The sequence below is a fragment of the Tessaracoccus luoxuelianae genome, from assembly GCF_054483915.1.
This window is the reverse complement of sequence record NZ_CM137013.1, coordinates 1611035-1632401: the sequence shown is the minus strand read 5'-3', so window position 1 is coordinate 1632401 and position 21367 is coordinate 1611035. Positions and strand designations below refer to the sequence as shown.

Sequence of the window (21367 nt, the reverse complement as noted above, 5' to 3'; positions counted from 1 at the left end):
ACCGGCGAACTGCCGATGGCCCGCGTCAGACGCGGTGGCGCTGCAACCACATCTCCAACACGGTCAGCTGCCACAAGCCGTTGACGCCGGCCGGGAGCGAACTCCCCCGCTGCGCCGCCAGCAGCGTCTCCATCACCTGAGGCTGCAGGATCTCCCGGCCCCGGGCCGCCTGCGAGGAGAGCGTGTCGCGCACCAGGCCCAGCACCGGGCCGTCCAGGTTCATCAACGCCGGCAGCAGCAGGTGCCCCTTCGGGCGGTGCACCACGCCGTCGGGCAGCAGGCGACGGCCCAGAGTCGCCAACACGTCGGACCCGCCCCGCTCCCCCTGGGGATGGTGGGCCGCCAGCTCCAGCAGGTGCCGGTCAAGGAACGGCATCGTCGCCTCCACCCCCCACACCCTGGTCATCCGCACAGCGTCCCCGAGCGGCTCGAGCTCCGCCCGAAACCATTGCGGTGGTCCACGGTGCCGCCGAGGACCTCGTCGGCGCCCTGCCCGGACATCACGGTGTCGGTGTGCTCCGAGGCGTGACGGGCCAGCAGGTGGAACGCGGGCGCCTCGTGGGCGGCCATCGGCTCGGCCATGTCCTCCACCGCGGCGGCCACCGCCGGCACCAGCTCGGCGGTGGGGATGTGCAGGCAGTGGTGGGTGGTGCCGAAGCGTCTGGCCACCACGCTGGAGTACTCGAACTCGTCGCCGGGAACGTCCTCCGAGCTGTCGAAGCCGATGCTGAACGTGTTGACCTCGCCCCGATGGCAGTCGGCGAGCAGGGCCACCAGCAGGCTCGAGTCCAGCCCTCCCGACAGCAGCACTGACACCGGCCCGGACCCCGGCAGCCGGCTCCGGACCGCCGAGAGCAGGGCCTCATGGGCGGCCTCATGCCACTCGTGTTGCGACCATCGCTCGAGGTCGCCGTCGTCCTGGGAGTCCGGCCGCCAGTAGACGCGGTCGCGGGTGCCGTCGACGTCGATGACCCGCAGCGTCGCGGGAGGGAGCTTGCGGACCCCCTTCACGATGGTCCGCGGCGCCGGCACCACCGAACTCCGGCTCAGGTAGTGATGCAGCGCCTCCGGATCGATCGAGGTGTCCACTCCCCCAGCCGCCAGCACCGCCGGGAGGGTGGAGGCGAACAGCAGGCCGGCGGGGGTGTCGGCCACATACAGCGGCTTCACCCCCAGGGCGTCCCTGGCCAGCAGCACCTTCCGCTTGGCCCGGTCCACCAGCACCACCGCGAACTCGCCGTCCAGGTGCTCGACGAAGGCCTCACCCCAGCGGGCGTAGGCGGCCAGGATCAGGTGGGCGTCGCCGTCGCGGGTGGCGCCCAGCTGCCGACGGAGCCTGTCGCGGTTGCCGAGGTGCGCGTCCGCGACGATCGCGATTCCGGAGTCGACGTCGACGACGGGCTGCAGATCGCTGCAGTCCGGGGTTCCGGCGTAGCGGTAGGCGAGCACCGCGTGCCCGTCGCCCCAGATCCGCCGCGGCCCCCACCGTCGGCCCTCCAGGGCCTCCAGCATCCGGCTGACCGTGTCGACGTCCGGCCGAACCCCGCGCCCGAGGGTCACGGCCCCCGCGAGGCCGCTCATGGCGCCGGGTGTGGCGCGGGTTGTCGTCGGTCTGAACCAAGAATGCGCACAGGTCTCACCTTCCAGCAGGAGGGGAGACACTCGTCGGCTCCCCTGACATGTCGCGGGGAGGAAGGGTCGCAGAAGCGGCCACCCCAACCGCGGGGCAGTGAGCCAGCTTCTTGACTCATCGAGCACCCTAACCCAGACGGGGTGGGAGAGGGAATAGACGTTCGCCGTCAGAGGAGGTGGGAGCGGGGATGCCGCGTGGCGAGGGCTGGCTGCTGGTCGATCAGGGCCCCAGCGCGCCGATCGGGATGGCGACCACCCCGTCGGGCCTGGTGTAGCCGTAGCCGCCAGCGGTGATCACCCCTAGCGCGGCCGGCTCCCCCACCTTCACCGTGTCGACCTTCGCAGCGAAGCTCAACAGCGATGCAGCCGCCCGGTCCACCTGCCCCGCACCCAGTTTCACCTCGAACGCGCCCCAGGTCCCATCACTGGACTCGACGATGATGTCGACCTCAAGCCCGTCAGAGTCTCTGTAGTGGTACACGGACGCGTCCGCCGCCTCGGCGTATACGCGGACATCGCGGACCGCGAGTGACTCGAACAGCAAGCCCAGAGTGTTGAGATCGCGGAGGAGCTTCGCGGGGCTGGCGTCGAGTGCGGCGGCAGCCAGAGACGGGTCGACGAGATGCGTGCGTGCCCTTTCACGCAGCCTCGCCCGCGATCGCAGGTGCGTGGACCAGGCCGGTTGGACCTCCAGGAGCATGAGCCTGGCCAGTGCATCCTGGTACTCGTGCGCCGAGGGACGCGAGAGCGAGATGTCTGGGCCATCAGCCTCCGCCGACAACCTGGTCACCACGTGTTCCATCGCAGTGTTCCGGGCGAGCGCCTGGATGAACCGCAGTACTCGAGCCGGGTCTCGCCGAGGTCCCGCGATCCGTCGAAGGTCCACTTCGGCGACGGTGCGCAGATAGTCGCGGTTGGCCGCAGACGCATCCTGGACCGACAAGCCGAGGTTGATGGGCCACCCACCCCGGACGATGAGCTCTGCGGCGTGCTCAGGGGTGACAGTGTCGGCAGGCGACGTGCGTCGCTCGCCGGCCAGCAGCGCGCGGAGGGACATGGCGCCCGTGGAATCGGACGACTCGAAGAGGGTGAGCGGACGCATCACGAGACGCGCGAAACGCCCCGCGCCGGAGTGGCGGCGCACGTCGTCATTCGGCACAGCCGACCCGGTGAGGATGAACTGCCCGGGCTTCCCTCGCCGGTCCACCTCAGCCCGCACGTGATTCCACAAGCGGGTGCCGTCCAGCTGCCATTCGTCGACCAATCGCGGCGAAGGTCCGCCCAGTACGAGTCCCGGGTCAACGTCCAGCGCACGGATAGCTGCTTCATCGCGGTCCAGGTAGACGGCACTGGCGGCTGCCCGCTCGGCGCTGCGCGTCTTGCCGCAGGCCTTCGGCCCCTCGATGAGGACCGCGCCGGCGGATTGAAGCCGCTTCTTCAGAAGGTCATCGAGGATTCGGGGGAGGTAATCCACAATGCCTCCGATCTGGGTTGCATGACGAGAGTTTACACTTTGCAGAACTCAACGTTGACACTTTGCAGTACTTATCGTTGACAGTCTGCAGAGTGCAGGACGCAGGAGTTACACCGTGGGCAGGGGTGCGGGAAGGAGAGAGGTCCTTGTCACTCCGATTGTCTCGGGTGAGTCCAGACCAACAGCAGCCCACTTGTGCGATTATCACGATCGGGTAACAGTCGTCCCGTGCGGCTTGGACGGGCACGTTTGTTCGATTAAAATGGGGCCATGCACCAACGGCGGCTCACCACGGAACAGGCGCTCACCGCGCTTGAATCCACGCTGTCGCTGGTTGATCACGCCGAGCGGGCGGCGCTTGATGCGCCAGCCAGGCTCCAGCTGATGCAGCGGGCACGGAGGCTGTCGGAGCGGCTTGAGTCGCTGGCCCACGTGCTGACAGACGAGGCCAACCGGGCGCAGGCGTCCATGAGGGCGGCAGGCACCCCCTTGACGTCCTTCCTCGCGGTGAGTGAGCAGCGCGATACCAGAGAAGCGGCCGCGCAGGTGTTCCGGGCGAGCGATGTGGCGGCCCACCCCCAGGTCAAGCAGGCCGCGCTCGACGGCGACGTCTCCCCCGCCCACGCCATGGCCATCACGAAGGGCATGGCGCAGCTGCCGGCCACCTTGAGCCCAGAGCAACTGCAGCGGGCGGAGGAGGTGTTCCTCGGCAGGGCCGGGAGCACCACGCCGCGGGAGTTGTCGAAGCTGGCACCGGTGGTGCTGGCGGAGGTCGCGCCGGAGCAGCTGCCCACAGCGGAGCAGCGCGTGGCAGACGTGGAGGCGCAGGCGCGGCGAGCGAAGGCGAAGCGGTCGTTCAGCTACGGCGACGACGGCGACGGCTCTGTCTGGTTCCGCGGGTCGCTGCCGGCCGTGGACGCGGCGCCGCTGATCGCCACCGTCGAGGCCTACGTGCAGGCCGATCGACGGGCGGCGCGGGATCGGCTCACTGGTGTCCGTTCGCTGCGCCCCGGCCCGCAGGTGCTGCGCGATCACGCGGCGGCGGATCAGGGCCGCACCCCCGAGCAGCGCCGGGCGGACGCGTTCACGGTGATGGTCTCCCAGCATCGCGGGGCGCCGACGGTGGCCGGAGACCGGCCCCGGATCGTCGTCACCATCCAGGAGTCAGACCTACGCGAGCGCGCCGAGGCCGTCGGCGTGTTGGCCTCCGACGCGGTGGTCGCGCCCGGGGACCTGCGCAGGCTGTGCTGCGACGCAGACCTCACCCCCGTGGTGCTCGGCGGCAGGTCCGAGGTGCTGGACCTCGGGCTCACCGAGCGGCTCGTCACCCCCGGCCTCCGCAAGGCGTTGACCATTCGCGACGGCGGCTGCATCTTCCCCAACTGCACCACCCCGGCCGTCGCCTGCGAAGCCCATCACGTGGTCCCCTGGTATCTCGGCGGGCCCACGTCGCTGGGGAACATGGTCCTCCTCTGCGCACACCACCACGCGGTGGTCGAACCGCAGCGCTTCAACGACACCGCGGACCAATGGACCATCACCTTCGACCCGGTCACGCGGAAACCAGTCATCGCACCGACGAAACGGATGCAGCTCTACTTGAGCGGCAACGGCCGACGACCTGGCCGGGATCCGCGACGCCCGTAGGTTCTCGCGCGCCTCGGCGCGGACAGGAGGCCGGGCCCGGGCCTCGAAACCTCGGACGGGTGACCGTGTCCGTCTGAGTTTCCGAGGCTTCGAGGCCGCTGCGCGGCGCCTCAGCCAACTGTAAGTCTTGCCAGGGCGGGGGCTAGGGTGCCGGGGCCCGTGACCGCGACGTCCGACAGCCCCTGCCACTGGGCGGCCTCGGACAGGAGGGGCGCGACCCGGCTGGCCACCTCGTCGATCCTCCCCTGCTGGGCGGGCTCGATGTGGGCGTGCTGGACGCGCAGGACGCCCGCCTTGCGGTCGCTCTTGAGGTCCACGCGGGCCACGATCTGGTCGTCGAGCAGCACCGGTAGGACGTAGTAGCCGTGCTCGCGCTGCTCCTTGGGCGTGTAGATGGAGATGCGGTAGTGGAAGTCGAACAGCCGCTCCGCGCGGGGGCGGAACCAGACCAGCGGGTCGAACGGGCTGAGCAGCGCCGCCGCCTCCACTCGCCGGGGGACGCGCTGGCCGGCGGGCATCCAGGCGGGCTTCGCCCAGCCGTCGACGGTGACGGGCTCGAGGATGCCGACGGCTGTGAGGTCGTCGACGGCCTGGCGGGCGGTTGCGGTCTTGAGCCGCGGGTAGTCGGCCAGATCCTCCAGGGTGGCCACCCCGTGAGCGACGGCGGCGCGGCGGATGAGCTCGCGGACGGCGTCTGGCTTCGGGATTGGGGCGAGGGCCTGGGGTGGGAGTGTGGTGGCCGCAGGGGCGAGGAAGCGCTCGAAGCGTTGGCGGCCGACGGTGACCAGCTCGCCGGTGTGGAACAGGTACTGCGCGGCCCAGTGGACGTCGTTCTTGTTCCACCAGCCGCCGCCGAGCGACACGTTCTCCGGATGGTCCAGATCGCGGATGCGCAGCGGGCCGCGGTCGGCGAACTCGGCCAGGACGTCGGCGATCAGGGACTGGTGTTCGGTGGCCCAGTTCTCGAAGCCGGGGCGCTTCGGGGCGGTGCGGTGCCAGTGCCACAGGGGCCAGTCGGTGACGGGGATGATGGTGGCCTCGTGGGCCAGGTACTCGGTGTAGCGGCCGAGGCGGGGCTTCGGGGTGTCGTGGTGGAGGAGGGCGTCGAGCGTGGCCTTGGGGTACGGGCCCAGGCGCGCCAGGAGGGGGAGGTAGTGGGAGCGCTCGAAGACGTTGACGGTGTCGAGCTGGAGGACGCCCATTTTGGCGATCACTCTGGTGATGGCTGCTGTGGTGGGGGTTGCTGGGCGCGGGGCGGCGAGGCCCTGGGCGGTGATGGCGACGCGTCTGGCTTCGGGGAGACTCAGGTGTCGCGGCATTGGGACAGCGTATTGGTGGTTGGGTCGCTGCACCGGGCGCCAGGCGGTTTCGACGCGGGTCGCGGCGCTCCGCGCGCGCCAGGCCCAACCAGCGAGTAAGGGTAGGGTCAGGGGATGGAGATCCCGGGGCTGACCTTCGTGCCGCTGACCGTGCAACGCGACGAGGACGGCTGGTTCGCGGAGGCCTGGAACGAGGCCAGGATGAGCGTGCTCGGGCTGCGTCACTTCCGGCCTGTGCAGCACAACGTTCGCCACTTCCACCGCAGCGGCATCACGCGCGGGCTCTACGCCGAGCCCTGGGACCGGCTGATCACCGTGGTGCGGGGGCGGGCGTTCGGCGCATGGGTGGACCTGCGCCCCGGGGAGTCGTACGGCGCCGTGGTCACGGCCGAGCTCGACGCCGACACCGCCGTCTTCGTCCCCAGGGGCGTGGCGAACTCGGTGCAGATCCTCGAGGACGACACCACCCTCACCACCCTCCTCGACCAGCACTGGACCCCCGAGGCTCGGGCCCGGTACTCCACCGTCAATCTGTTCGACCCCGCCCTGGACATCCCCTGGCCCATCCCCGAGCGCCGGGCCACCGTCTCCCCCGACGACGCCGCCAACCCGATGCTCGCGGACGCCGTGCCCTTCCGCGTGGCAGGCCGGAGGGAGCAGCCGGCCGTCGACGCTCAGCGGGGCGCTCGAGGGACGGATCCTGGTCCTGTGGGCGACGGCGGGGACGCGGACGGGTCGTTTGGGTCTGGCGGGTCCGGTCGGTCTGGCGGGTCGAGTGGGTCGGGCGATGCGCAACGCGGCTTCGGGCGGTGGGCCGACGCTGCCCCGCGTCGGGAGGAGGCGGACTCCCCCGCTGCGCCCTCCTCGCCCCGCCGTCGGGCATACAAGGTGCTGTTCGTGTGCACGGCCAACATCTGCCGCTCGGCGTACGCGGATGTCGCGGCCAACGCGGTGGCGCCGGCCGGGGTTCAATTCTCGTCGGCGGGCACGCGTGCCCTCGTCGGGGAGGGCATCGACCCGCCCATGGCGCAGGAGCTGAAGGTCGACGGGGAGCCGGGGGCGCACCGGGCGCGGCAGGTCACCCGCGACCTCGTGGAGGACGCCGACCTCATCCTCACCATGGCGGGCGAGCACAGGCGCTACCTGCTCGACGAGTGGCCGGCGGCGGGGCGGAAGACGTACGTGATCGGGCATGCGTCCCGGGTGCTGGCTGAGCTTCCTGGGGATGTCACCCTGGAGGGTTTGGCCGGGCACCTGTGGAGCAACCGGACGGTGCAGGAGGGCGACGAGGTGCGCGACCCGTACCGTCGGGGGCAGGAGGCGGCGAGTGTCGCGGCTCGTGAGATCGACGGGCACTTGTCAGTGGTTGTGGGGGTGTTGGAGACCTTAGTGTCGCGGCGGTAGGGAAGTTCGAGTTACGACCCTTCGAGACGGCACTCGCGCCTTCGGCGGCGCGCCTCCTCAGGGACCGAGCTGGCGGGGCCGCTGCGCGGCACCTCAACCAGCGTCGATACCAATACGGGGTGTCAAACGTTACCTTTCCGCCGCCATAAACGTTACCTCTCCGGGCTAAGCGGTCTCCGGCTTCACCTTGCGCCGCCCAGGAGCTCCTTGGCCTTCTCGGCAATCTCCTTGACGCCCTTGAGGGCGCCGGAATTGACCTGCTCGATCAGGCGCTCCGAGGAGTCCTTGGCGCGTCCTTGACGTTGACCTCCACCTTGCCGTCGGCCGAGATGACAAGCAGCCAGCCGTAGTTCACGGCCTTGTCACGGTATATCTGATCCTCGGCGTCGGGGCGCATGTTGACCACCGTCCCGCCCTGCTGCGAGATGATCCAAGGCTTCACGAGCTGCAGGCCCGACCTTCCTACCGGACACTTCTGTCCGGTAAGCTTTAACACTCGGCCGGGGGCCGACGAGCAGAGTCCGGGTCGATGACGATCCGGCAGAACTGATGGAGGATCCGGCATGCAGATCAACGGCAAGGTTTTCGTCGTCACGGGAGGCGGACAGGGAATCGGGCGCCAGGTGGTACTCGGACTCCTGCGCAAGGGGGCCGAGGTGGCCGCGGTCGACCTCAACGCCGCCAAACTGGAGGAGACACGCGAGCTCGCTGGGCGAGAGGGGCACCGGTTGACGCTGCACGCGCTCAACGTCACCGACCGGGCCGCCGTCGCGGCGCTGCCCGGGGCCGTCATCCAGGCGCACGGGCAGGTGGACGGGCTGCTCAACGTTGCAGGGATCATCCAGCGGTTCGTGAAAGTGGTGGACCTCTCGTTCGAGGACATCGACCGTGTCCTCGACGTGAACTTCTGGGGTGTCGTCGCCATGACGAAGGCGTTCCTGCCCGAGCTACTCAAGCGCCCGAAGGCCGCCGTCGTCAACGTCTCCAGCATGGGCGGATTCATCCCCATCCCCGGACAGACCCTGTACGGGGCGAGCAAAGCGGCTGTGAAGATGTTCACCGAGGGGTTGCATGCGGAGTTGCGGGAGACGAATGTCGCGGTGACTGTGGTGTTCCCCGGCGCGGTGCGGACGGGAATCACGGCCAACAGCGGGGTGACGACGCCCGGCGGGGGCTCGGGTGGAACGGAGGGCCAGGGCCGGATGAAGCTCACCTCCCCCGAGGAGGCGGCTCGGCTCATCATCCGGGGCATGGAGCGCGGGAGCTACCGTGTCGCGCTGGGACGGGACGCGCAGATGCTGGACCTGTTCACCCGGTTGGCGCCGGAGCGGGCGATGGCGCTGATCTCTGACCGGATGGGGTCGCTGCTGGACCGCTGAATCGGGATGCCTTGCGCCCTCGAAAGCAGGGCCCGCGGACTGCTGAAACTTCGACTTCGATGCTGCTGAAACTTCGAGTGGTGGCGCGGAGCAGGGATTGTTCGGAGGCCGCCATTGATTCCCGGTGAGATTCCGGGGAGATGGACCGCATACAGCGCCATCTCCCCGGAATCGCACTCGGATGGTGACGTTGGGTCACCGACCCTGGGACAGCCGGGGCGGCTGCTTGGACTGACCAGGGGGCGGACTGGGCAGGGGCTAGGGTCGGGGCATGGTGTGGGTGGCTGCCGGGGTGGTCGCGGTGGTGGCCGCCGTCGTGATGGCGTTCGCGGTGCCGCGGGTGCGCGTCCTGGACGACGACGAGGCGCCGGACTTCGCCCTCCTGGTCACGCCGTCGAGCGTGCTGGGGGTCTCCGTGGCCGCGTTCGTGGCGGCGACGGTGCTGTGGGTGCTGCCGACGGAGCTGTGGTGGCTGTGGGTGCCGTACCTCGGGATCGGCGCTCCCCTGGCCTACATCGACCTCCGGACCACGTTCCTGCCACGACAACTGCACTACGTGGGTGTCGCGGCGATGGTGCTCGGGCTGGTCGCGCTCGCGGTGCTCGACATCTGGGCAGCGGTGGGCGCCGTCGTCGGGGCGCTGGCGGCGTTCGGGTTGCTGTATCTGGCGTGGCACCTCTCCCCCGGGCTGGGGTTCGGGGATGTGCGGTTGGCGCTGTTGATCGGGGCGGTAGCCGGGCAGGGCGGGGTGTCGATGTGGACGGCGTCGCTGTTTTTCGGCACCGCCCTGGGCGCCGTGCACGCCGTCGGGCATGCGGTGTGGGCGCGGCGGGATTCGCGGCGGCCGGCGTACTTCCCTTACGGACCGGCGTTGTGGTTGGGCCCGATTGTCGCGGCGGTGTGGATGGGGCTGGCGTGAGTCGCCGTCGATACGTCTTGTCACGCACCTGTTGGCCCGGCGGTGACTACGGCTGTTTCGCCCGATACACACTCCCGCGGGCCCCACAGTGCGACGATCCTGACCATTCGGCCTTCACGGCCCACTTCACCGACGGGAGACGATCAGATGCTGACGGTGCTCAAGGCCCTCGCCATCTCCGCCTTGGCCTGGCTGATCATGGTCAGCGCATTCCTTGCGTTTGGGATCTCCCACGGCAGCGCCTCGCCATTGCCCGAGAAGGAGGGGACTGGTGATCGCGGCACCCTGGTGGCTCTCGGCGACTCGTACATCTCCGGTGAGGGCGCTGAGGTATTCGAGGTGGGTACCGATGTGCCGGGAGTGAATCAGTGCCGGCGCGCGCCGACGGCCTACCCCCGGGCTGTCGCCGACGCACTCGACCTCAATCTGGTGTTCGCGGCCTGCTCGGGAGCCGAGACGTTCAACGTCGGCTTCGGAGTTGACGTCCCACAGACCCCAGAGGCGACCAAGTGGCCCGGAGAGCCGCTTCAACGCAGCGTGCTCGAGGAGCATCCCGATGCCCGAGTGGTGCTGCTGAGCATTGGGGGAAACGATGCCTTGTTCGCTGAGATCATCGCCTACTGCATGGGCATCGGCGAGTCCTGCGTGGCGCTGGCGCAGGACTGGTTCGACAATCTGACCGCGGTCATGCAGCCACGACTCCGCTCCGTGTACGCCGCGGTCCGAGCAGCAGCCCCCTCTGCCATCGTCTACGTAGTGGGCTACCCGACGCCATTCGACTCCTCGCTACAGGAGTGCCCGCGCGTGGGCCTGACTTCCTCCGAGGTGCAGTTCCTGCGCCGATTCACTGATCGTCTGAACGGAGAGATCTTCCTCGCCGCAGAGACGCAGGGGTTCACCGTGGTTCTCCCTGGAGAGGAGTTCTCCCGGCGGGCGGTCTGTGGCGACGACACAGCCGCGCCTGCCCTGCGCGAGTGGCACCTCCAGTGGCCGCCGACCTTTCCACAGCATCCAATGCATGTGGTGCTAGGGAGTTTCCACCCGACGCCGGCGGGCCATGCGTTGCTGGCGCAACAGCTGATCGCGCAGCTGCAGGAGGATCTACGCGTTCCCGAGCCGCCACCTGGCGGCGAGGAGCCGCCCGCACCACCGATCCCGGACGACCCAGCCGGCCCCCCGCCCGGTCCAGCGGACATGGCCGGTCAGCCCCCGACGCCCATGGATCCCGAAGGTCCGCCCAGTGGCCCCCCGCCTGACCTTCCACCGATTCTCGCCGACGGAATAGTGCCCCCCGGACTTCCGATCGACCTCGGCGACAACCCCTGCGCCCCGCAGGCGAAGACCCAGTCCTACGCTTCGCTGACCACTTCCACATACTTGCTCACGGGCGTGCAGCTGGGCTCCACCGTGTGCATGCGGCGGGAGTTCGAAGCCTGGGAGACGGTCAAGGCAGACGCCGACGGCGAAGCGCTGCTGGACTTCGGCCGCACGCCCACCGCCGGGATCCAAGGTTGGCGAAGCGTCATCATGCTCGACTCCAGCGGCACCTGGCGCTCCCTCTACCTGGGCCCGGCCGAGACCGCGCCGCCGCCCGAGCTGGCACCTTGGCGAGCATGGCTCATCAGCCCGACCGCCCTGGCCCTGATCTCGGGCGCTGGCCTGCTCTCCCTCGGCATCTTCACTGTGGCCTGGGCACTCCTGCGTCGCGCCAGCCAACGCCGCAGCTGACCTGCGGGCTCTTAAGGCAGCCCCCAGAGCAGGATCCCAACCAGAGGATCGAGGACATCGCTGCTTCTGGGAGCCTTCACACGGCACACTGCTCGTTCATGCGTACGATTATCACGATTGGGTAACGGTCGCTCCGGATGCTGGGGTTGGCGCTTGTGTTCGATTAAAATGGGGGCATGCATCAACGGCAGCTCACCACGGATCAGGCGCTCGATGCGCTGGAGTCCACGCTGTCGCAGGTGGATCACGCCGAGCGCGCAGGGCTGGATGCCCCGGCGAGGCTGCGGTTGATGCAGCGTGCGCGGCGGCTGTCGGAGCGAGTGGGGACGCTGGCCCTCGTGCTGACCGACGAAGCCAACCGGGCGCAGGCGTCCATGCGGGCGGCCGGCACGCCGTTGACGTCGTTTCTGGCGGTGTCGGAGCAGCGTGACACGAAAGAAGCCGCAGCGCAGGTCTTCCAGGCGCGGGATGTCGCGGCCCACTCCCATGTGAAGCAGGCGGCGCTCGACGGCGAGGTGTCTCCGGCGCATGCCGTGGCCATCTCGAAGGGCATGGCAGAGCTTCCGGCCTCGCTGACCGCGGAGCAGCTGGAGCGAGCGCAGGAGGCGTTCCTCGGACGGGCAGGCACCACCACACCGCGGGAGTTGTCGAAGCTGGCGCCGCTGGTCCTGGCCGAGGTTGCGCCGGAACAGGTGCCCACCCGGGAACAGCTGGTCGCGGATATGGAGGCCCAGGCCCGGCGGGCGAAGGCGAAGCGCTCATTCTCCTACGGGGACGACGGCGACGGCTCGGTGTGGTTCAGGGGGTCGCTGCCCGCGGTGGACGCGGCACCGTTGATCGCCACCGTCGAGGCCTACGTCCAGGCGGATCGACGAGCGGCGCGAGATCGGCTCACCGGTGTCCGTTCGCTGCGCCCCGGGCCGCAGCTACTGCGCGATCACGCGGCCGCAGACCAGGGCCGCACGCCGGAGCAGCGCCGCGCCGATGCTTTCACCACCCTGGTGGGCGAGCACCGCGGGGCCCCGACTGTCGCGGGAGACCGGCCCCGGATCGTGGTCACCATCCAGGAATCCGACCTCCGCGGTCGCGCCGAAGCCGTCGGCGTGCTGGCCTCGGGCACGAGGATCTCCGCCGGGGAGCTGCGTCGCCTGTGCTGCGACGCAGACCTCACGCCCGTGGTGCTCGGCGGCGGGTCTGAGGTGCTGGACCTCGGCCTCACTGAGCGCCTCGTCAGCCGCGGCCTCCGCAAAGCGCTGACCATCCGCGACGGTGGCTGCATCTTCCCCAACTGCACGGCACCAGATACAGCCTGCGAAGCCCATCACGTGATCCCCTGGTACCTCGGCGGGCCAACCTCGATGGGAAACCTGGTCTTGTTATGCGCCCACCACCACGCCGTCGTGGAGCCACAACGCTTCAACGACGCGGCGGACCAATGGACCATCACGTTCGATCCGGTCACCCGCAACCCGATGATCTCGCCGACGAAACGAATGCGGCTGTATCTGCACGGTCGTGATCGACGGCCGGGCCAGGTCCACCGTCGGCCGTAGGATTCCGATAGAGCAGGAACGAAACGTCGCCGAGGGCCGAGGGGTCACGTCTCTGAGGCTTCGAGGCCGCTGCGCGGCACCTCAGCCAGCGGTAGGGGGCCCTCCGCTGTACCTCAGCCAGCGGGAAAGGTCTCGTCAGCGGTTGGTGGCTTCCACCCAGCGGTCGAGGGTGGAGGCGGCGGCGCCGGAGTCGACGGCGTCCTGGGCCGCCTTGAGAGGCTCGCGCATCTGGTCCACCAGCGGCAGCACCGTCGAGATCCCCCGGTACGCCAACAAGGCCGCGGCCGCGTTCAACACAACGATGTCGCGCACCGGGCCCGGCTTGCCGGCCAGCATGTCCCTGGCCACCTGCGCGTTGTGCGGCGCGTCACCGCCGTGAAGGTCGTGCGGTGCCGCCGGCTCCAGGCCGAGGTCCTCCGGGTTCAGCACCGTGCGGTGCACGCGGCCCTCAGAGATCATCCACACGTCAGACTCCGACGTCGTGGTCAACTCGTCCAATCCGTCGAACCCTCGGAACACCATGCCCCGCGTGCCGCGTTCGGCGAGCACCCGCGCGATCACCGGGGCCACGTCGTCGTTGGCCACACCCAACGCCATCGCGCGCGGCCGGGCCGGGTTGGCCAGCGGGCCGAGGAAGTTGAAGGTGGTCTGGATCCCCAGCGCCTTGCGCACCCCCGCCACGTTCTTCATCGCCGGGTGGTACAGCTGCGCGAAGAGGAACACGATGCCCACCTCGTCGAGGATCCCCGCCTGTTTCGCGGGCTCGACGTCGATCCGCACCCCCAGCGCCTCCAGCGTGTCAGCGGTGCCCGCCATCGACGACGCCGCCCGCGACCCGTGCTTGACCACCTTCGCACCCGCGCCCGCAGCGACGATGGCGGCCATCGTCGAGATGTTGACGGTGTTGGCGCGGTCGCCGCCCGTGCCCACGATGTCCACCGCGTCAGGGTCCAGCGCGATCGGCAGCGCGTTAGCGAGCATCGCGTCCGCCAACCCCGCGATCTCGTCCTCGGACTCGCCCTTCGCGCGCAGCGCCGTCAGCAACGCCGCGATCTGCACGTCTGAGGCGCGCCCCGCGAGGATCTCGTTCAAAGCCCAGGTGGCTGCGGTGGACTCAAGGCCCTCGCTGCGCACCAGGCCGGTCAGGATGTCGGGCCAGGTGTAGCCCGACATCAGCCGACCTGCGCCAACCGGGCGCGGATCAGGTTGGCCGCCTGGACGGGCATGGTCACCGGGTCGATCGGGAAGGGGGCCACGGCCTCGGCGCGCGCCCAGGACGCCAGCCAGGCGTCCGCCTCACGGGAGACGAGCAGCATCACAGGAGGACAGTCGGCGTACTCCTCCTTCACCTGGTGCGCCAGACCGAACCCGCCCGAGGGCTGGGCGTTGCCGTCGAAGATCATCACCGCGTAGTCCGTGCCGGCGTCCAGCGTGCGCAGCAGCGCGCCCTGGGTGGCGACCTCGAAGATCTCGATCGGCGGCAGATCGCGGGCGACGCTGCTGCCTAGGGTCAGCCGGACCTGTTCGCGCACCGTTCGGTCGTCGGAGAACACCAGCACCTTCGCGGTGGCTTCGCTCATCTTGGGTCTTCCTTCGCGTTGTCGCCGACAACCGTCGGCCGAGGATCCTTCTGGGGGTCATCGTAGCCAAGACCCGGCTGCCTGGTGCGCTGGGCCTCCTCCCGGTCCAGGGCCCTGTCCACCCGTTTGGCCTCCCGGTTGGAGTCCTTGATCCATTGGATGAAGATCGTGATCATGGCCGCGAACATCGTGATGTCCCCCGTGGCCCACATCAGTCCCCCCGCCCAGGACTGATCCTCCATCGGCGACAGACCCCACGACCGCTCAAAGGCCAGGTACCACTCCTCCGCGATCAGCCGCGTCGAGCCCATGATCGTCACGCCCAGGAAAGCGTGGAACGGCATCGTGAGCAGGAACAGCAGGATGCGGATGGGGTAGGGCATCTTGATCGGCACCGGGTCCACGCCGAGCAGCGGGAAGAAGAAGAGGCAGCCCAGGGTGACCAGATAGAAGTGCAGGGAATCGTGCCAGAGGTCGCTGCGCAAGGTCATTTCATACCAGCCCGACATGTACAGCAGGAACGGGCTGGCCACCATAAGCCCCGTGGTGAGCGGGGGGAACAGCAGGATCTTCGCCACCGTCGAGTGCAGGAACACCAACAGCCAGGCGCGCGGCCGCTTCGGCAGCGTGCGGAGGGCCAGCGTCACCGGCGCCCCGAACACGAGGAAAACCGGGGCGATCATGTTGAGCAGCATGTGCTGGATCATGTGACTCCAGAACAGCACGGTGTCGTAGACGCCCACGAAGCTGAAGATCGCCAGGCCGATGCTGCCCAGGCCGAGGCCGACGAAGGACACCGTCCGCATCAGCGGCCAGCGGTCCCCGCGACGGTGCAGCGTCCACACGCCCCACAGGTACAGGCCACCCACGACGAGAAGGCCCAGCACGGCGTAGAGCGGAAAATCCCAGGCGGTGAAGTACCGCATCCCTTCGAGCGGAATGATGTCGTCGTCGGGCTTGGCGTGCATCGGAAAAGCGGCCAAAGCCTGGACAAACATGCGCGGATTATCGCATGCCCCTCCGCCGCGAAACCAGGGGGGTACCCCTAATCCGGCCGCTGGCGTGACCTCAACGGGTTTTACCGCAATAATGACCTCGTGGCGACCAATCATGACACCCTCATCGCACCGACGGAGCTGCCCACGGGCGCACTCCACGCTGTCCCCTCCGCACGACTGAACAAGCCGATGGGCAGGCCGGACACGGTCGCCGTCGGCACCATCGTGTGGCTCGCGAGCGAGCTGATGTTCTTCGCAGCCCTGTTCGCCGCCTACTTCTGGATCCGCAGCATCACCAACGACGCCGCGGCCGCCGCCGGGGTGACGTCGCTGTGGGACGCCAACACGGTGCACCTGGACACCACCTTCGCCGCCGTCAACACCGCCATCCTGGTGCTGTCGTCGGTGACCTGCCAGCTCGCCGCCAACGCAGCCGAGGCCGGCCGGGTGTCGGGCTCCTGGCTCAACCCCATCAAGTGGGGCATGCGGCAGGGCTTCATCGTCACCGCCACCCTGGGCTCCATCTTCGTCGCCGGCCAGGTGTGGGAGTACTTCACCCTCTTCGGCGAGGGCTTCACCATCTCCACCAACCAGTACTGGTCCGTGTTCTTCCTCGCCACCGGCTTCCACGGCCTCCACGTCATCGGCGGCATCGTCGCCTTCTGGTTCATCCTGGCGCGCTCCTACATGACGCGCACCCACACCCACGAGCAGACCGTCGGCGCCCACGTCGTGTCCTACTACTGGCACTTCGTCGACGTGATCTGGATCCTGCTCTTCGGCGTCCTCTACTTCCTCCGCTGACCGCACTAGACCTGGAGACACCGTGAAGTTCCTGACCAACATCCGGCGGCATGCGGCGGCGCGTCCCTTGCTGCTGATCTTGGCCCTCCTCGTCGTCGGCCTGGGCTACAGCGTCGTCAGCCCCCAGCGGTCCTCCGCCGAGACCGAGATGACCCAGCAGATCGAGGAGGGCAAGGCCCTCTTCGACTTCACCTGCTCCTCCTGCCACGGCCTCGGCGGCGAAGGCACCTCCCAGGGCCCGTCCCTGGTGGGTGTGGGCGCCGCGTCCGTGGACTTCCAGATGGGCACCGGCCGCATGCCGGCGGCCCGCGAGCAGGCCCAGCTGCCCGCCCGCCAGGTCAACTACTCGCAGGAGCAGATCGAAGCCGTGGCAGCCTACGTCGCCACCCTCGGCGCCGGCCCCGCCATCCCGACTGAAGACCAGTACTCACCCGAGGGCCTCACCGAGGAGGAGATCGCTCGCGGCGGTGCCCTCTTCCGCGCCAACTGCTCCGCCTGCCACGGCATCGTCGGCGGCGGCGGCGCGATGCCCAACGGCAAGTACGCCCCCTCCCTGGTGGAGACCGCACCGGTCCACATCTACGAGGCCATGCGCACCGGACCCCAGCAGATGCCCACGTTCTCCAAGGACGTCATGCCGGACCAGAGCGTCCGCGAGATCATCGGCTACCTCGACGAGGCCAACTCGCAACCCAACTACGGCGGCCTCACCATGGGCGACGCCGGGCCCGTCTCCGAAGGCTTCTGGGCCTTCGTGATCGGCATCGGCGGCCTCGCCATCGTCGCCACCTGGATCGCTAAGAAGGGGGCCCGGGCCCGATGAGCCACGACAACCTGCCGGTGCGTGACCCCGAACTGGGTCACAGCGTCGCCAACCCCGGCCTCGAGGAACACGTCGAGCGTTACGCCGACGCGGACAAGGGCGCGGGCAACCGCGCCTACACCGCCATCCTCCTCATGCTCGGCGCCGTCCCCCTCCTGTCCATCGCCTTCATCGTGATCTACTTCGCCGTCCCGCGCGACATGGTCATCGACTTCGGCATCCTCCGGGCGAACGCGCAGAACGTGGGCTTCGGCCTGACCGGCGGCCTGTCGGCCGTGCTGATCGGTGTCGCGGTGATCCAGTGGGCGCGCGTCATCATGGACGACCGCGAAATGGTCGAGACCCGCCACTCCGCCTCCTCCACCCCGGAGGAGATGCGCACCATGCTGCAGGGCTGGGACGACGGCGTCGAACAGTCCGGCGTCCGCCGTCGCAAGCTGATCCTCGGCGCCCTCGGTGGCGCCGTCGGCATGTCGGTGGTTCCCCTCGTGGTCCTGCTGGCGGACATGGGGCCGCATCCCACCAAGGCCGTCCGCGCCGAGACCATCGAGCAGACCATCTGGGCCGAGGACGTCCTCATCCTCAACGACGAGAACTGGCTGCCGATCCGCCCCGAGATGCTGGAGGTGGGTCAGCTGGTCAACGCCCAGCCCGCGACCCTGCGGGACCTGCACGGCGTGGAGGCGCACCAGGCCAAGGCCAAGTCGTCGCTCATCCTCGTGCGGATGGACCCCAACTCGATCCAGATCCCGGAATCGCGCCGCGACTGGCACGTCTCCGGCATCCTCGCCTACTCCAAGATCTGCACCCACGTGGGCTGCCCCATCTCGCTGTGGGAACGCCAGACCCACCACCTGCTGTGCCCATGCCACCAGTCGACGTTCGACCTCGGCAACAGCGGCGTCGTGGTGTTCGGGCCCGCGGCCCGCTCGCTGCCGCAGCTGGCCATCAAGGTCAACGCGGACGGCTACCTGGTGGCCCAGGGAGACTTCACCCTCCCCGTCGGCCCGAGCTTCTTCGAGCGCGACTCGAGCAACGACTTCAAGGATGGTGACCAGTAATGGCCGATCCCACCACAGTCGCCCCGTCGTCGCCGACGATTGAGCCGAAGGTCGCGCCGGTGACCAACCCGGAGGCACCCGGCCTCGTCAAGTGGGCCGACGAGCGGGTCGGGCTCACGAAGCTCACCAAGCCCCTCCTGCGCAAGGTCTTCCCCGACCACTGGTCCTTCATGCTCGGCGAGATCGCGCTGTTCTCGTTCATCGTCCTGCTCCTCACCGGCGTGTTCCTCACCATCTGGTTCGTGCCCTCGATGGCCGAGATCGAATACGACGGGTCGTACCAGCTCCTCAAGGGCATGCCCGTCTCCGAGGCGTTCGCCTCCACGCTCAACATCTCCTTCGACGTGCGCGGCGGCCTGCTGGTGCGCCAGATCCACCACTGGGCGGCGCTGCTGTTCGTCGCCGCGGCCACGGTGCACATGCTGCGCGTGTTCTTCACCGGCGCGTTCCGCAAGCCGCGCGAGGTCAACTGGCTGATCGGCGTCGGCCTGCTGTCGCTGTCGCTGATCGCCGGATTCGCCGGTTACTCCCTGCCTGACGATCTGCTGTCCGGCACCGGCCTCCGGTTCGTCAACGGGCTCGTGCGCTCCATCCCGATCATCGGCACCTGGGCCGAGTTCTTCGTCTTCGGCGGCGAATTCCCCGGCGACATCCTCATCCCCCGGCTCTACATGGTGCACATCCTGCTGGTGCCCGGCATCCTGCTCGGCCTGATCTCCGCGCACATGGCGCTCATGGTCTACCACAAACACGGACAGTTTCCCGGCCCCGGCCGCACCGAGAACAACGTCGTCGGCTACCCGATGTTCCCCGTCTACATCTCCCACATGGGCGGCTTCTTCTTCATCGTGTTCGGCGTCCTGGTCCTCATGGGCGGCCTGTTCCAGATCAACCCGGTGTGGCTGTACGGGCCCTACGACCCGTCAAAGGTCACCGCGGGCTCCCAGCCCGACTGGTACATGGGCTGGGTGGAAGGCGCCATCCGCATCATGCCCGCCCTCGAATCAAGCTTCTGGGGCACCACCTGGACATGGAGCGTGTTCCTGCCCGGCGTCGGCCTGATGGGCGTGCTGTTCACCGCGCTCGGCGCGTGGCCGTTCATCGAGGCGTGGATCACCGGCGACAAGCGCGAGCACCACCTGCTTGACCGGCCGCGGAATGCGCCGGTGCGCACGGCGCTCGGTGTCGCGGGGATGACGTCCTACGGCATGTTCTGGATCGCCGGCGGCAACGACATCATCGCCACCCGGTTCGCCCTGGACCTGAACGCCATCACGATGTTCACGAGGGTCGCGGTGTTCGTCGGCCCCATCATCGCGTTCATCGTCACCAAGCGGATCTGCCTCAGCCTGCAGCGGGCTGACCGCGAACGGGCCCTGCACGGCTCGGAGGACGGCGTGATCGTGAGGTCGCCGTCGGGCGGATACTCGGAGTCCCACCTGCCGGTGTCGCACGGGGAGCAGTTCGTGCTGACCCAGCACCTGCAGCACAAGGTGCTCGTCGCCGGGGCGGAGACGGATGCCGCGGGTGTCCGCCGCAAGGGTGGAGTGTCGAAGTTGCGGGCTCGACTGTCGCGGTGGTACCTCGGCCACGACATCGCCAAGCCGACCGCCCAGGAACTGGAGGCGGCGGCGCACCACGGGGCTCAAGGGGGCCATGGGTCGCTCAATGGGGTCGGTCCGGATGGCCACGCCGTCGACGGTGTCGCGGTGGAGGGTCGCGAGCTGGACGATCCGCGCCACGCGACAGGGGCGGACAAGGCGGGTCTGCACCACTAGGTGGGTTGAAGAGTTGGCCGGAGGGCGTCGTCTGAGGACGGCGCCCTCCGTCGCGTTTGGGGTCGCGGCCTTGGGCCACGTCGGGGCCGCGCGGCTGTTGTTCCTCCAGATCGCATGTCGAGACCCCAGGGGGCCGAGGGCCGATCTGGAGGAACGTCAGCCGCGCGGGTCTGCCCCAACCGCCTGGGAGGGCAGGCGGCAGGTTAGGCGCGACGGCGGCGGAAGCGCGGCTTGAGCCTCGTCGTCGGAAGCGGTGGGGCGTCGAGGCGCTGCGTGGCGCCCTTGTAGCCGCGGACTCCGCCGAACCTGTCGTCGCCCGCCTGCCACGCCTCACGCAGCTCGACGATCTCCTCGTGGATGCGTCCGATGAAGTTCCACCACATCACGATGCCCTCTTCGAACGGCTCACCGCCGAGCAGCATGAGGCGGGCGTCGCGGTCTGTGGGGTTCCGGAGGCGGAGATGGTTGAGGCCGGCGTCGCGGACGCCCATGGCGTCCTTGTCGATCAGCACGCCGTCCACCTCGACGGCGCCGACGTCCACCAGCACGCCGTGTTCGTAGCCGGGCTTCACCTCGAACTCCCACTCCGCCCCGGGCCGCAGGATCACCTCGGCGCCCAGCAGGCCGGTCTCCGTGGTGATCGGCGACGAGACGCCCGCCAGCTCCCCCACCATCACTCGCGCGCTGCCGCCCGGGATGTCGATGACGTCGGGGCGGTGATGCTGGAAGCCGCGCTGCATGTCCTTGGCGTGCTCGGGCAACACCACCCACAGCTGAACGCCGTGGAGGTACTCGGTCTGGGCGGTGGTCACCTCGGAGTGCGAGATGCCGAAGCCGGATGTCATGAGGTTGACCTCGCCAGGGCGGACGAGGTCGTGGACGCCGCCGGAGTCGCGGTGTTCGATCTCGCCGTCGAACAGCCAGCTGACCGTCTGGAGCGAGGTGTGGGGGTGCGGTGCCACGTCCATTCCGCCGGTGGCCTCGACGAGGTTCGGGCCGTAGTGGTCGGCGAAGCACCAGGCGCCGACGAAGGACCGCTCGAGCTGCGGGAGGGTGCGTCGCACGGTCATCGCGTCGGGGCCCTCGCCGAGGCTCACGAGCTTGGGCGCGAGCCGCTGGACTTCCGTAGGCGGGTGGTTGTGGTGCTCGCAGTCGACGAACTGGGGCGAGGACTCGGTGTTGCTCATGGCACTCCTTGCGCGGATGCCTCCACGCTACCCGTCGGGTGCTTCCCGCACCGCCTGCCGGGGGGCTTCGACGCGGTCGGC

General features: G+C 69.0%; 19 protein-coding genes. 10 read left to right on the top strand and 9 right to left on the bottom strand.

Going from position 1 to position 21367, the window contains the following annotated elements; genetic code table 11:
- Positions 1–25: 25 nt before the first annotated feature.
- The 3 genes from ACX1D1_RS07245 to ACX1D1_RS07235 all read right to left on the bottom strand — a co-directional run bounded on the left by ACX1D1_RS07245 (position 26) and on the right by ACX1D1_RS07235 (position 3106).
- Positions 26–406, bottom strand: coding sequence for an asparagine synthase-related protein (locus ACX1D1_RS07245; protein WP_459056476.1), 381 nt, complete (start codon positions 404–406; stop codon positions 26–28).
- Positions 403–1581 carry an asparagine synthetase B family protein gene (locus ACX1D1_RS07240; protein WP_459056475.1) on the bottom strand — a complete coding sequence of 393 codons (1179 nt, stop codon included), beginning with the start codon at positions 1579–1581 and terminating at the stop codon, positions 403–405. Before ACX1D1_RS07240 ends, ACX1D1_RS07245 begins: the two co-directional genes overlap by 4 nt.
- Before the next feature lie 271 nt (positions 1582–1852).
- Positions 1853–3106, bottom strand: coding sequence for an ATP-binding protein (locus ACX1D1_RS07235; RefSeq protein ID WP_459056474.1), 1254 nt, complete (start codon positions 3104–3106; stop codon positions 1853–1855).
- A 270-nt stretch (positions 3107–3376) separates the two neighbouring features.
- On the opposite strand from ACX1D1_RS07235, the gene ACX1D1_RS07230 reads away from it, so the two are divergent.
- Positions 3377–4753 (top strand): HNH endonuclease signature motif containing protein, encoded by a 1377-nt coding sequence (locus ACX1D1_RS07230; RefSeq protein ID WP_459056472.1) that lies wholly within the window; start codon positions 3377–3379, stop codon positions 4751–4753.
- Between the two features lie 110 nt (positions 4754–4863).
- Here the strand turns inward: ACX1D1_RS07230 and ACX1D1_RS07225 are convergent, their stop codons facing one another.
- Positions 4864–6072, bottom strand: coding sequence for a winged helix-turn-helix domain-containing protein (locus tag ACX1D1_RS07225; protein ID WP_459056471.1), 1209 nt, complete (start codon positions 6070–6072; stop codon positions 4864–4866).
- 114 nt (positions 6073–6186) lie between these two features.
- Here ACX1D1_RS07225 and ACX1D1_RS07220 point away from each other — a divergent pair, with 114 nt between their 5' ends.
- Positions 6187–7476 (top strand): dTDP-4-dehydrorhamnose 3,5-epimerase family protein, encoded by a 1290-nt coding sequence (locus tag ACX1D1_RS07220; RefSeq protein ID WP_459056470.1) that lies wholly within the window; start codon positions 6187–6189, stop codon positions 7474–7476.
- Between the two features lie 265 nt (positions 7477–7741).
- On the opposite strand, the gene ACX1D1_RS07215 is transcribed toward ACX1D1_RS07220, so the two are convergent.
- Positions 7742–7918: a hypothetical protein gene (locus ACX1D1_RS07215; protein WP_459056469.1), complete on the bottom strand. Its 177-nt coding sequence runs from the start codon at positions 7916–7918 to the stop codon at positions 7742–7744.
- Between the two features lie 121 nt (positions 7919–8039).
- On the opposite strand from ACX1D1_RS07215, the gene ACX1D1_RS07210 reads away from it, so the two are divergent.
- The 4 genes from ACX1D1_RS07210 to ACX1D1_RS07195 all read left to right on the top strand — a co-directional run bounded on the left by ACX1D1_RS07210 (position 8040) and on the right by ACX1D1_RS07195 (position 13055).
- Positions 8040–8855, top strand: coding sequence for an SDR family NAD(P)-dependent oxidoreductase (locus ACX1D1_RS07210; protein ID WP_459056467.1), 816 nt, complete (start codon positions 8040–8042; stop codon positions 8853–8855).
- Positions 8856–9126: 271 nt separating this feature from the next.
- Positions 9127–9774, top strand: a complete 648-nt coding sequence (locus ACX1D1_RS07205) for a prepilin peptidase (RefSeq protein ID WP_459056466.1) — start codon at positions 9127–9129, stop codon at positions 9772–9774.
- A 147-nt stretch (positions 9775–9921) separates the two neighbouring features.
- The gene (locus tag ACX1D1_RS07200; protein WP_459056464.1) at positions 9922–11502 is read left to right on the top strand and encodes an SGNH/GDSL hydrolase family protein; all 1581 of its coding nucleotides are present in this window, start codon (positions 9922–9924) and stop codon (positions 11500–11502) included.
- A gap of 176 nt (positions 11503–11678) precedes the next feature.
- On the top strand, positions 11679–13055 hold the full coding sequence (locus ACX1D1_RS07195) for an HNH endonuclease signature motif containing protein (protein WP_459056463.1): 1377 nt from the start codon (positions 11679–11681) through the stop codon (positions 13053–13055).
- A 135-nt stretch (positions 13056–13190) separates the two neighbouring features.
- On the opposite strand, the gene trpD is transcribed toward ACX1D1_RS07195, so the two are convergent.
- The 3 genes from trpD to ACX1D1_RS07180 are packed head-to-tail and all read right to left on the bottom strand — an operon-like array spanning position 13191 to position 15633.
- Positions 13191–14228 carry an anthranilate phosphoribosyltransferase gene (gene trpD / locus ACX1D1_RS07190; RefSeq protein ID WP_459056462.1) on the bottom strand — a complete coding sequence of 346 codons (1038 nt, stop codon included), beginning with the start codon at positions 14226–14228 and terminating at the stop codon, positions 13191–13193.
- A complete protein-coding gene (locus ACX1D1_RS07185) occupies positions 14228–14635 on the bottom strand; it encodes a response regulator (protein WP_182782534.1) in 408 nt (135 codons plus the stop codon). The genes trpD and ACX1D1_RS07185 overlap by 1 nt, the downstream gene beginning before the upstream one ends.
- Positions 14632–15633, bottom strand: coding sequence for a cytochrome c oxidase assembly protein (locus tag ACX1D1_RS07180; protein ID WP_459056461.1), 1002 nt, complete (start codon positions 15631–15633; stop codon positions 14632–14634). The genes ACX1D1_RS07185 and ACX1D1_RS07180 overlap by 4 nt, the downstream gene beginning before the upstream one ends.
- Before the next feature lie 99 nt (positions 15634–15732).
- On the opposite strand from ACX1D1_RS07180, the gene ctaE reads away from it, so the two are divergent.
- The 4 genes from ctaE to qcrB are packed head-to-tail and all read left to right on the top strand — an operon-like array spanning position 15733 to position 20099.
- A complete protein-coding gene (ctaE, locus tag ACX1D1_RS07175; protein WP_459056460.1) occupies positions 15733–16437 on the top strand; it encodes an aa3-type cytochrome oxidase subunit III in 705 nt (234 codons plus the stop codon).
- A gap of 22 nt (positions 16438–16459) precedes the next feature.
- Positions 16460–17260, top strand: a complete 801-nt coding sequence (qcrC, locus tag ACX1D1_RS07170; RefSeq protein WP_459056458.1) for a cytochrome bc1 complex diheme cytochrome c subunit — start codon at positions 16460–16462, stop codon at positions 17258–17260.
- A complete protein-coding gene (gene qcrA, locus ACX1D1_RS07165; RefSeq protein ID WP_459056456.1) occupies positions 17257–18321 on the top strand; it encodes a cytochrome bc1 complex Rieske iron-sulfur subunit in 1065 nt (354 codons plus the stop codon). Before qcrC ends, qcrA begins: the two co-directional genes overlap by 4 nt.
- Positions 18321–20099 carry a cytochrome bc1 complex cytochrome b subunit gene (gene qcrB, locus ACX1D1_RS07160; protein ID WP_459056455.1) on the top strand — a complete coding sequence of 593 codons (1779 nt, stop codon included), beginning with the start codon at positions 18321–18323 and terminating at the stop codon, positions 20097–20099. Before qcrA ends, qcrB begins: the two co-directional genes overlap by 1 nt.
- Positions 20100–20302: 203 nt before the next feature.
- Here the strand turns inward: qcrB and ACX1D1_RS07155 are convergent, their stop codons facing one another.
- Positions 20303–21286, bottom strand: coding sequence for a pirin family protein (locus tag ACX1D1_RS07155; protein WP_459056454.1), 984 nt, complete (start codon positions 21284–21286; stop codon positions 20303–20305).
- Between the last annotated feature and the right edge of the window lie 81 nt (positions 21287–21367).

Excerpts from the sequence above, each read along its gene's own strand:
- ACX1D1_RS07155 (WP_459056454.1), bottom strand. The coding sequence starts at position 21,286 with ATGAGCAACACCGAGTCCTCGCCCCAGTTCGTCGACTGCGAGCACCAC.
- ACX1D1_RS07195 (WP_459056463.1), top strand. The coding sequence starts at position 11,679 with ATGCATCAACGGCAGCTCACCACGGATCAGGCGCTCGATGCGCTGGAG.
- ACX1D1_RS07245 (WP_459056476.1), bottom strand. The coding sequence starts at position 406 with ATGACCAGGGTGTGGGGGGTGGAGGCGACGATGCCGTTCCTTGACCGG.
- ACX1D1_RS07180 (WP_459056461.1), bottom strand. The coding sequence starts at position 15,633 with ATGTTTGTCCAGGCTTTGGCCGCTTTTCCGATGCACGCCAAGCCCGAC.
- ACX1D1_RS07240 (WP_459056475.1), bottom strand. The coding sequence starts at position 1,581 with ATGAGCGGCCTCGCGGGGGCCGTGACCCTCGGGCGCGGGGTTCGGCCG.
- ACX1D1_RS07210 (WP_459056467.1), top strand. The coding sequence starts at position 8,040 with ATGCAGATCAACGGCAAGGTTTTCGTCGTCACGGGAGGCGGACAGGGA.
- ACX1D1_RS07205 (WP_459056466.1), top strand. The coding sequence starts at position 9,127 with ATGGTGTGGGTGGCTGCCGGGGTGGTCGCGGTGGTGGCCGCCGTCGTG.
- ACX1D1_RS07220 (WP_459056470.1), top strand. The coding sequence starts at position 6,187 with ATGGAGATCCCGGGGCTGACCTTCGTGCCGCTGACCGTGCAACGCGAC.
- ACX1D1_RS07185 (WP_182782534.1), bottom strand. The coding sequence starts at position 14,635 with ATGAGCGAAGCCACCGCGAAGGTGCTGGTGTTCTCCGACGACCGAACG.
- ACX1D1_RS07230 (WP_459056472.1), top strand. The coding sequence starts at position 3,377 with ATGCACCAACGGCGGCTCACCACGGAACAGGCGCTCACCGCGCTTGAA.
- trpD (WP_459056462.1), bottom strand. The coding sequence starts at position 14,228 with ATGTCGGGCTACACCTGGCCCGACATCCTGACCGGCCTGGTGCGCAGC.
- ACX1D1_RS07200 (WP_459056464.1), top strand. The coding sequence starts at position 9,922 with ATGCTGACGGTGCTCAAGGCCCTCGCCATCTCCGCCTTGGCCTGGCTG.
- ACX1D1_RS07225 (WP_459056471.1), bottom strand. The coding sequence starts at position 6,072 with ATGCCGCGACACCTGAGTCTCCCCGAAGCCAGACGCGTCGCCATCACC.
- qcrA (WP_459056456.1), top strand. The coding sequence starts at position 17,257 with ATGAGCCACGACAACCTGCCGGTGCGTGACCCCGAACTGGGTCACAGC.
- qcrB (WP_459056455.1), top strand. The coding sequence starts at position 18,321 with ATGGCCGATCCCACCACAGTCGCCCCGTCGTCGCCGACGATTGAGCCG.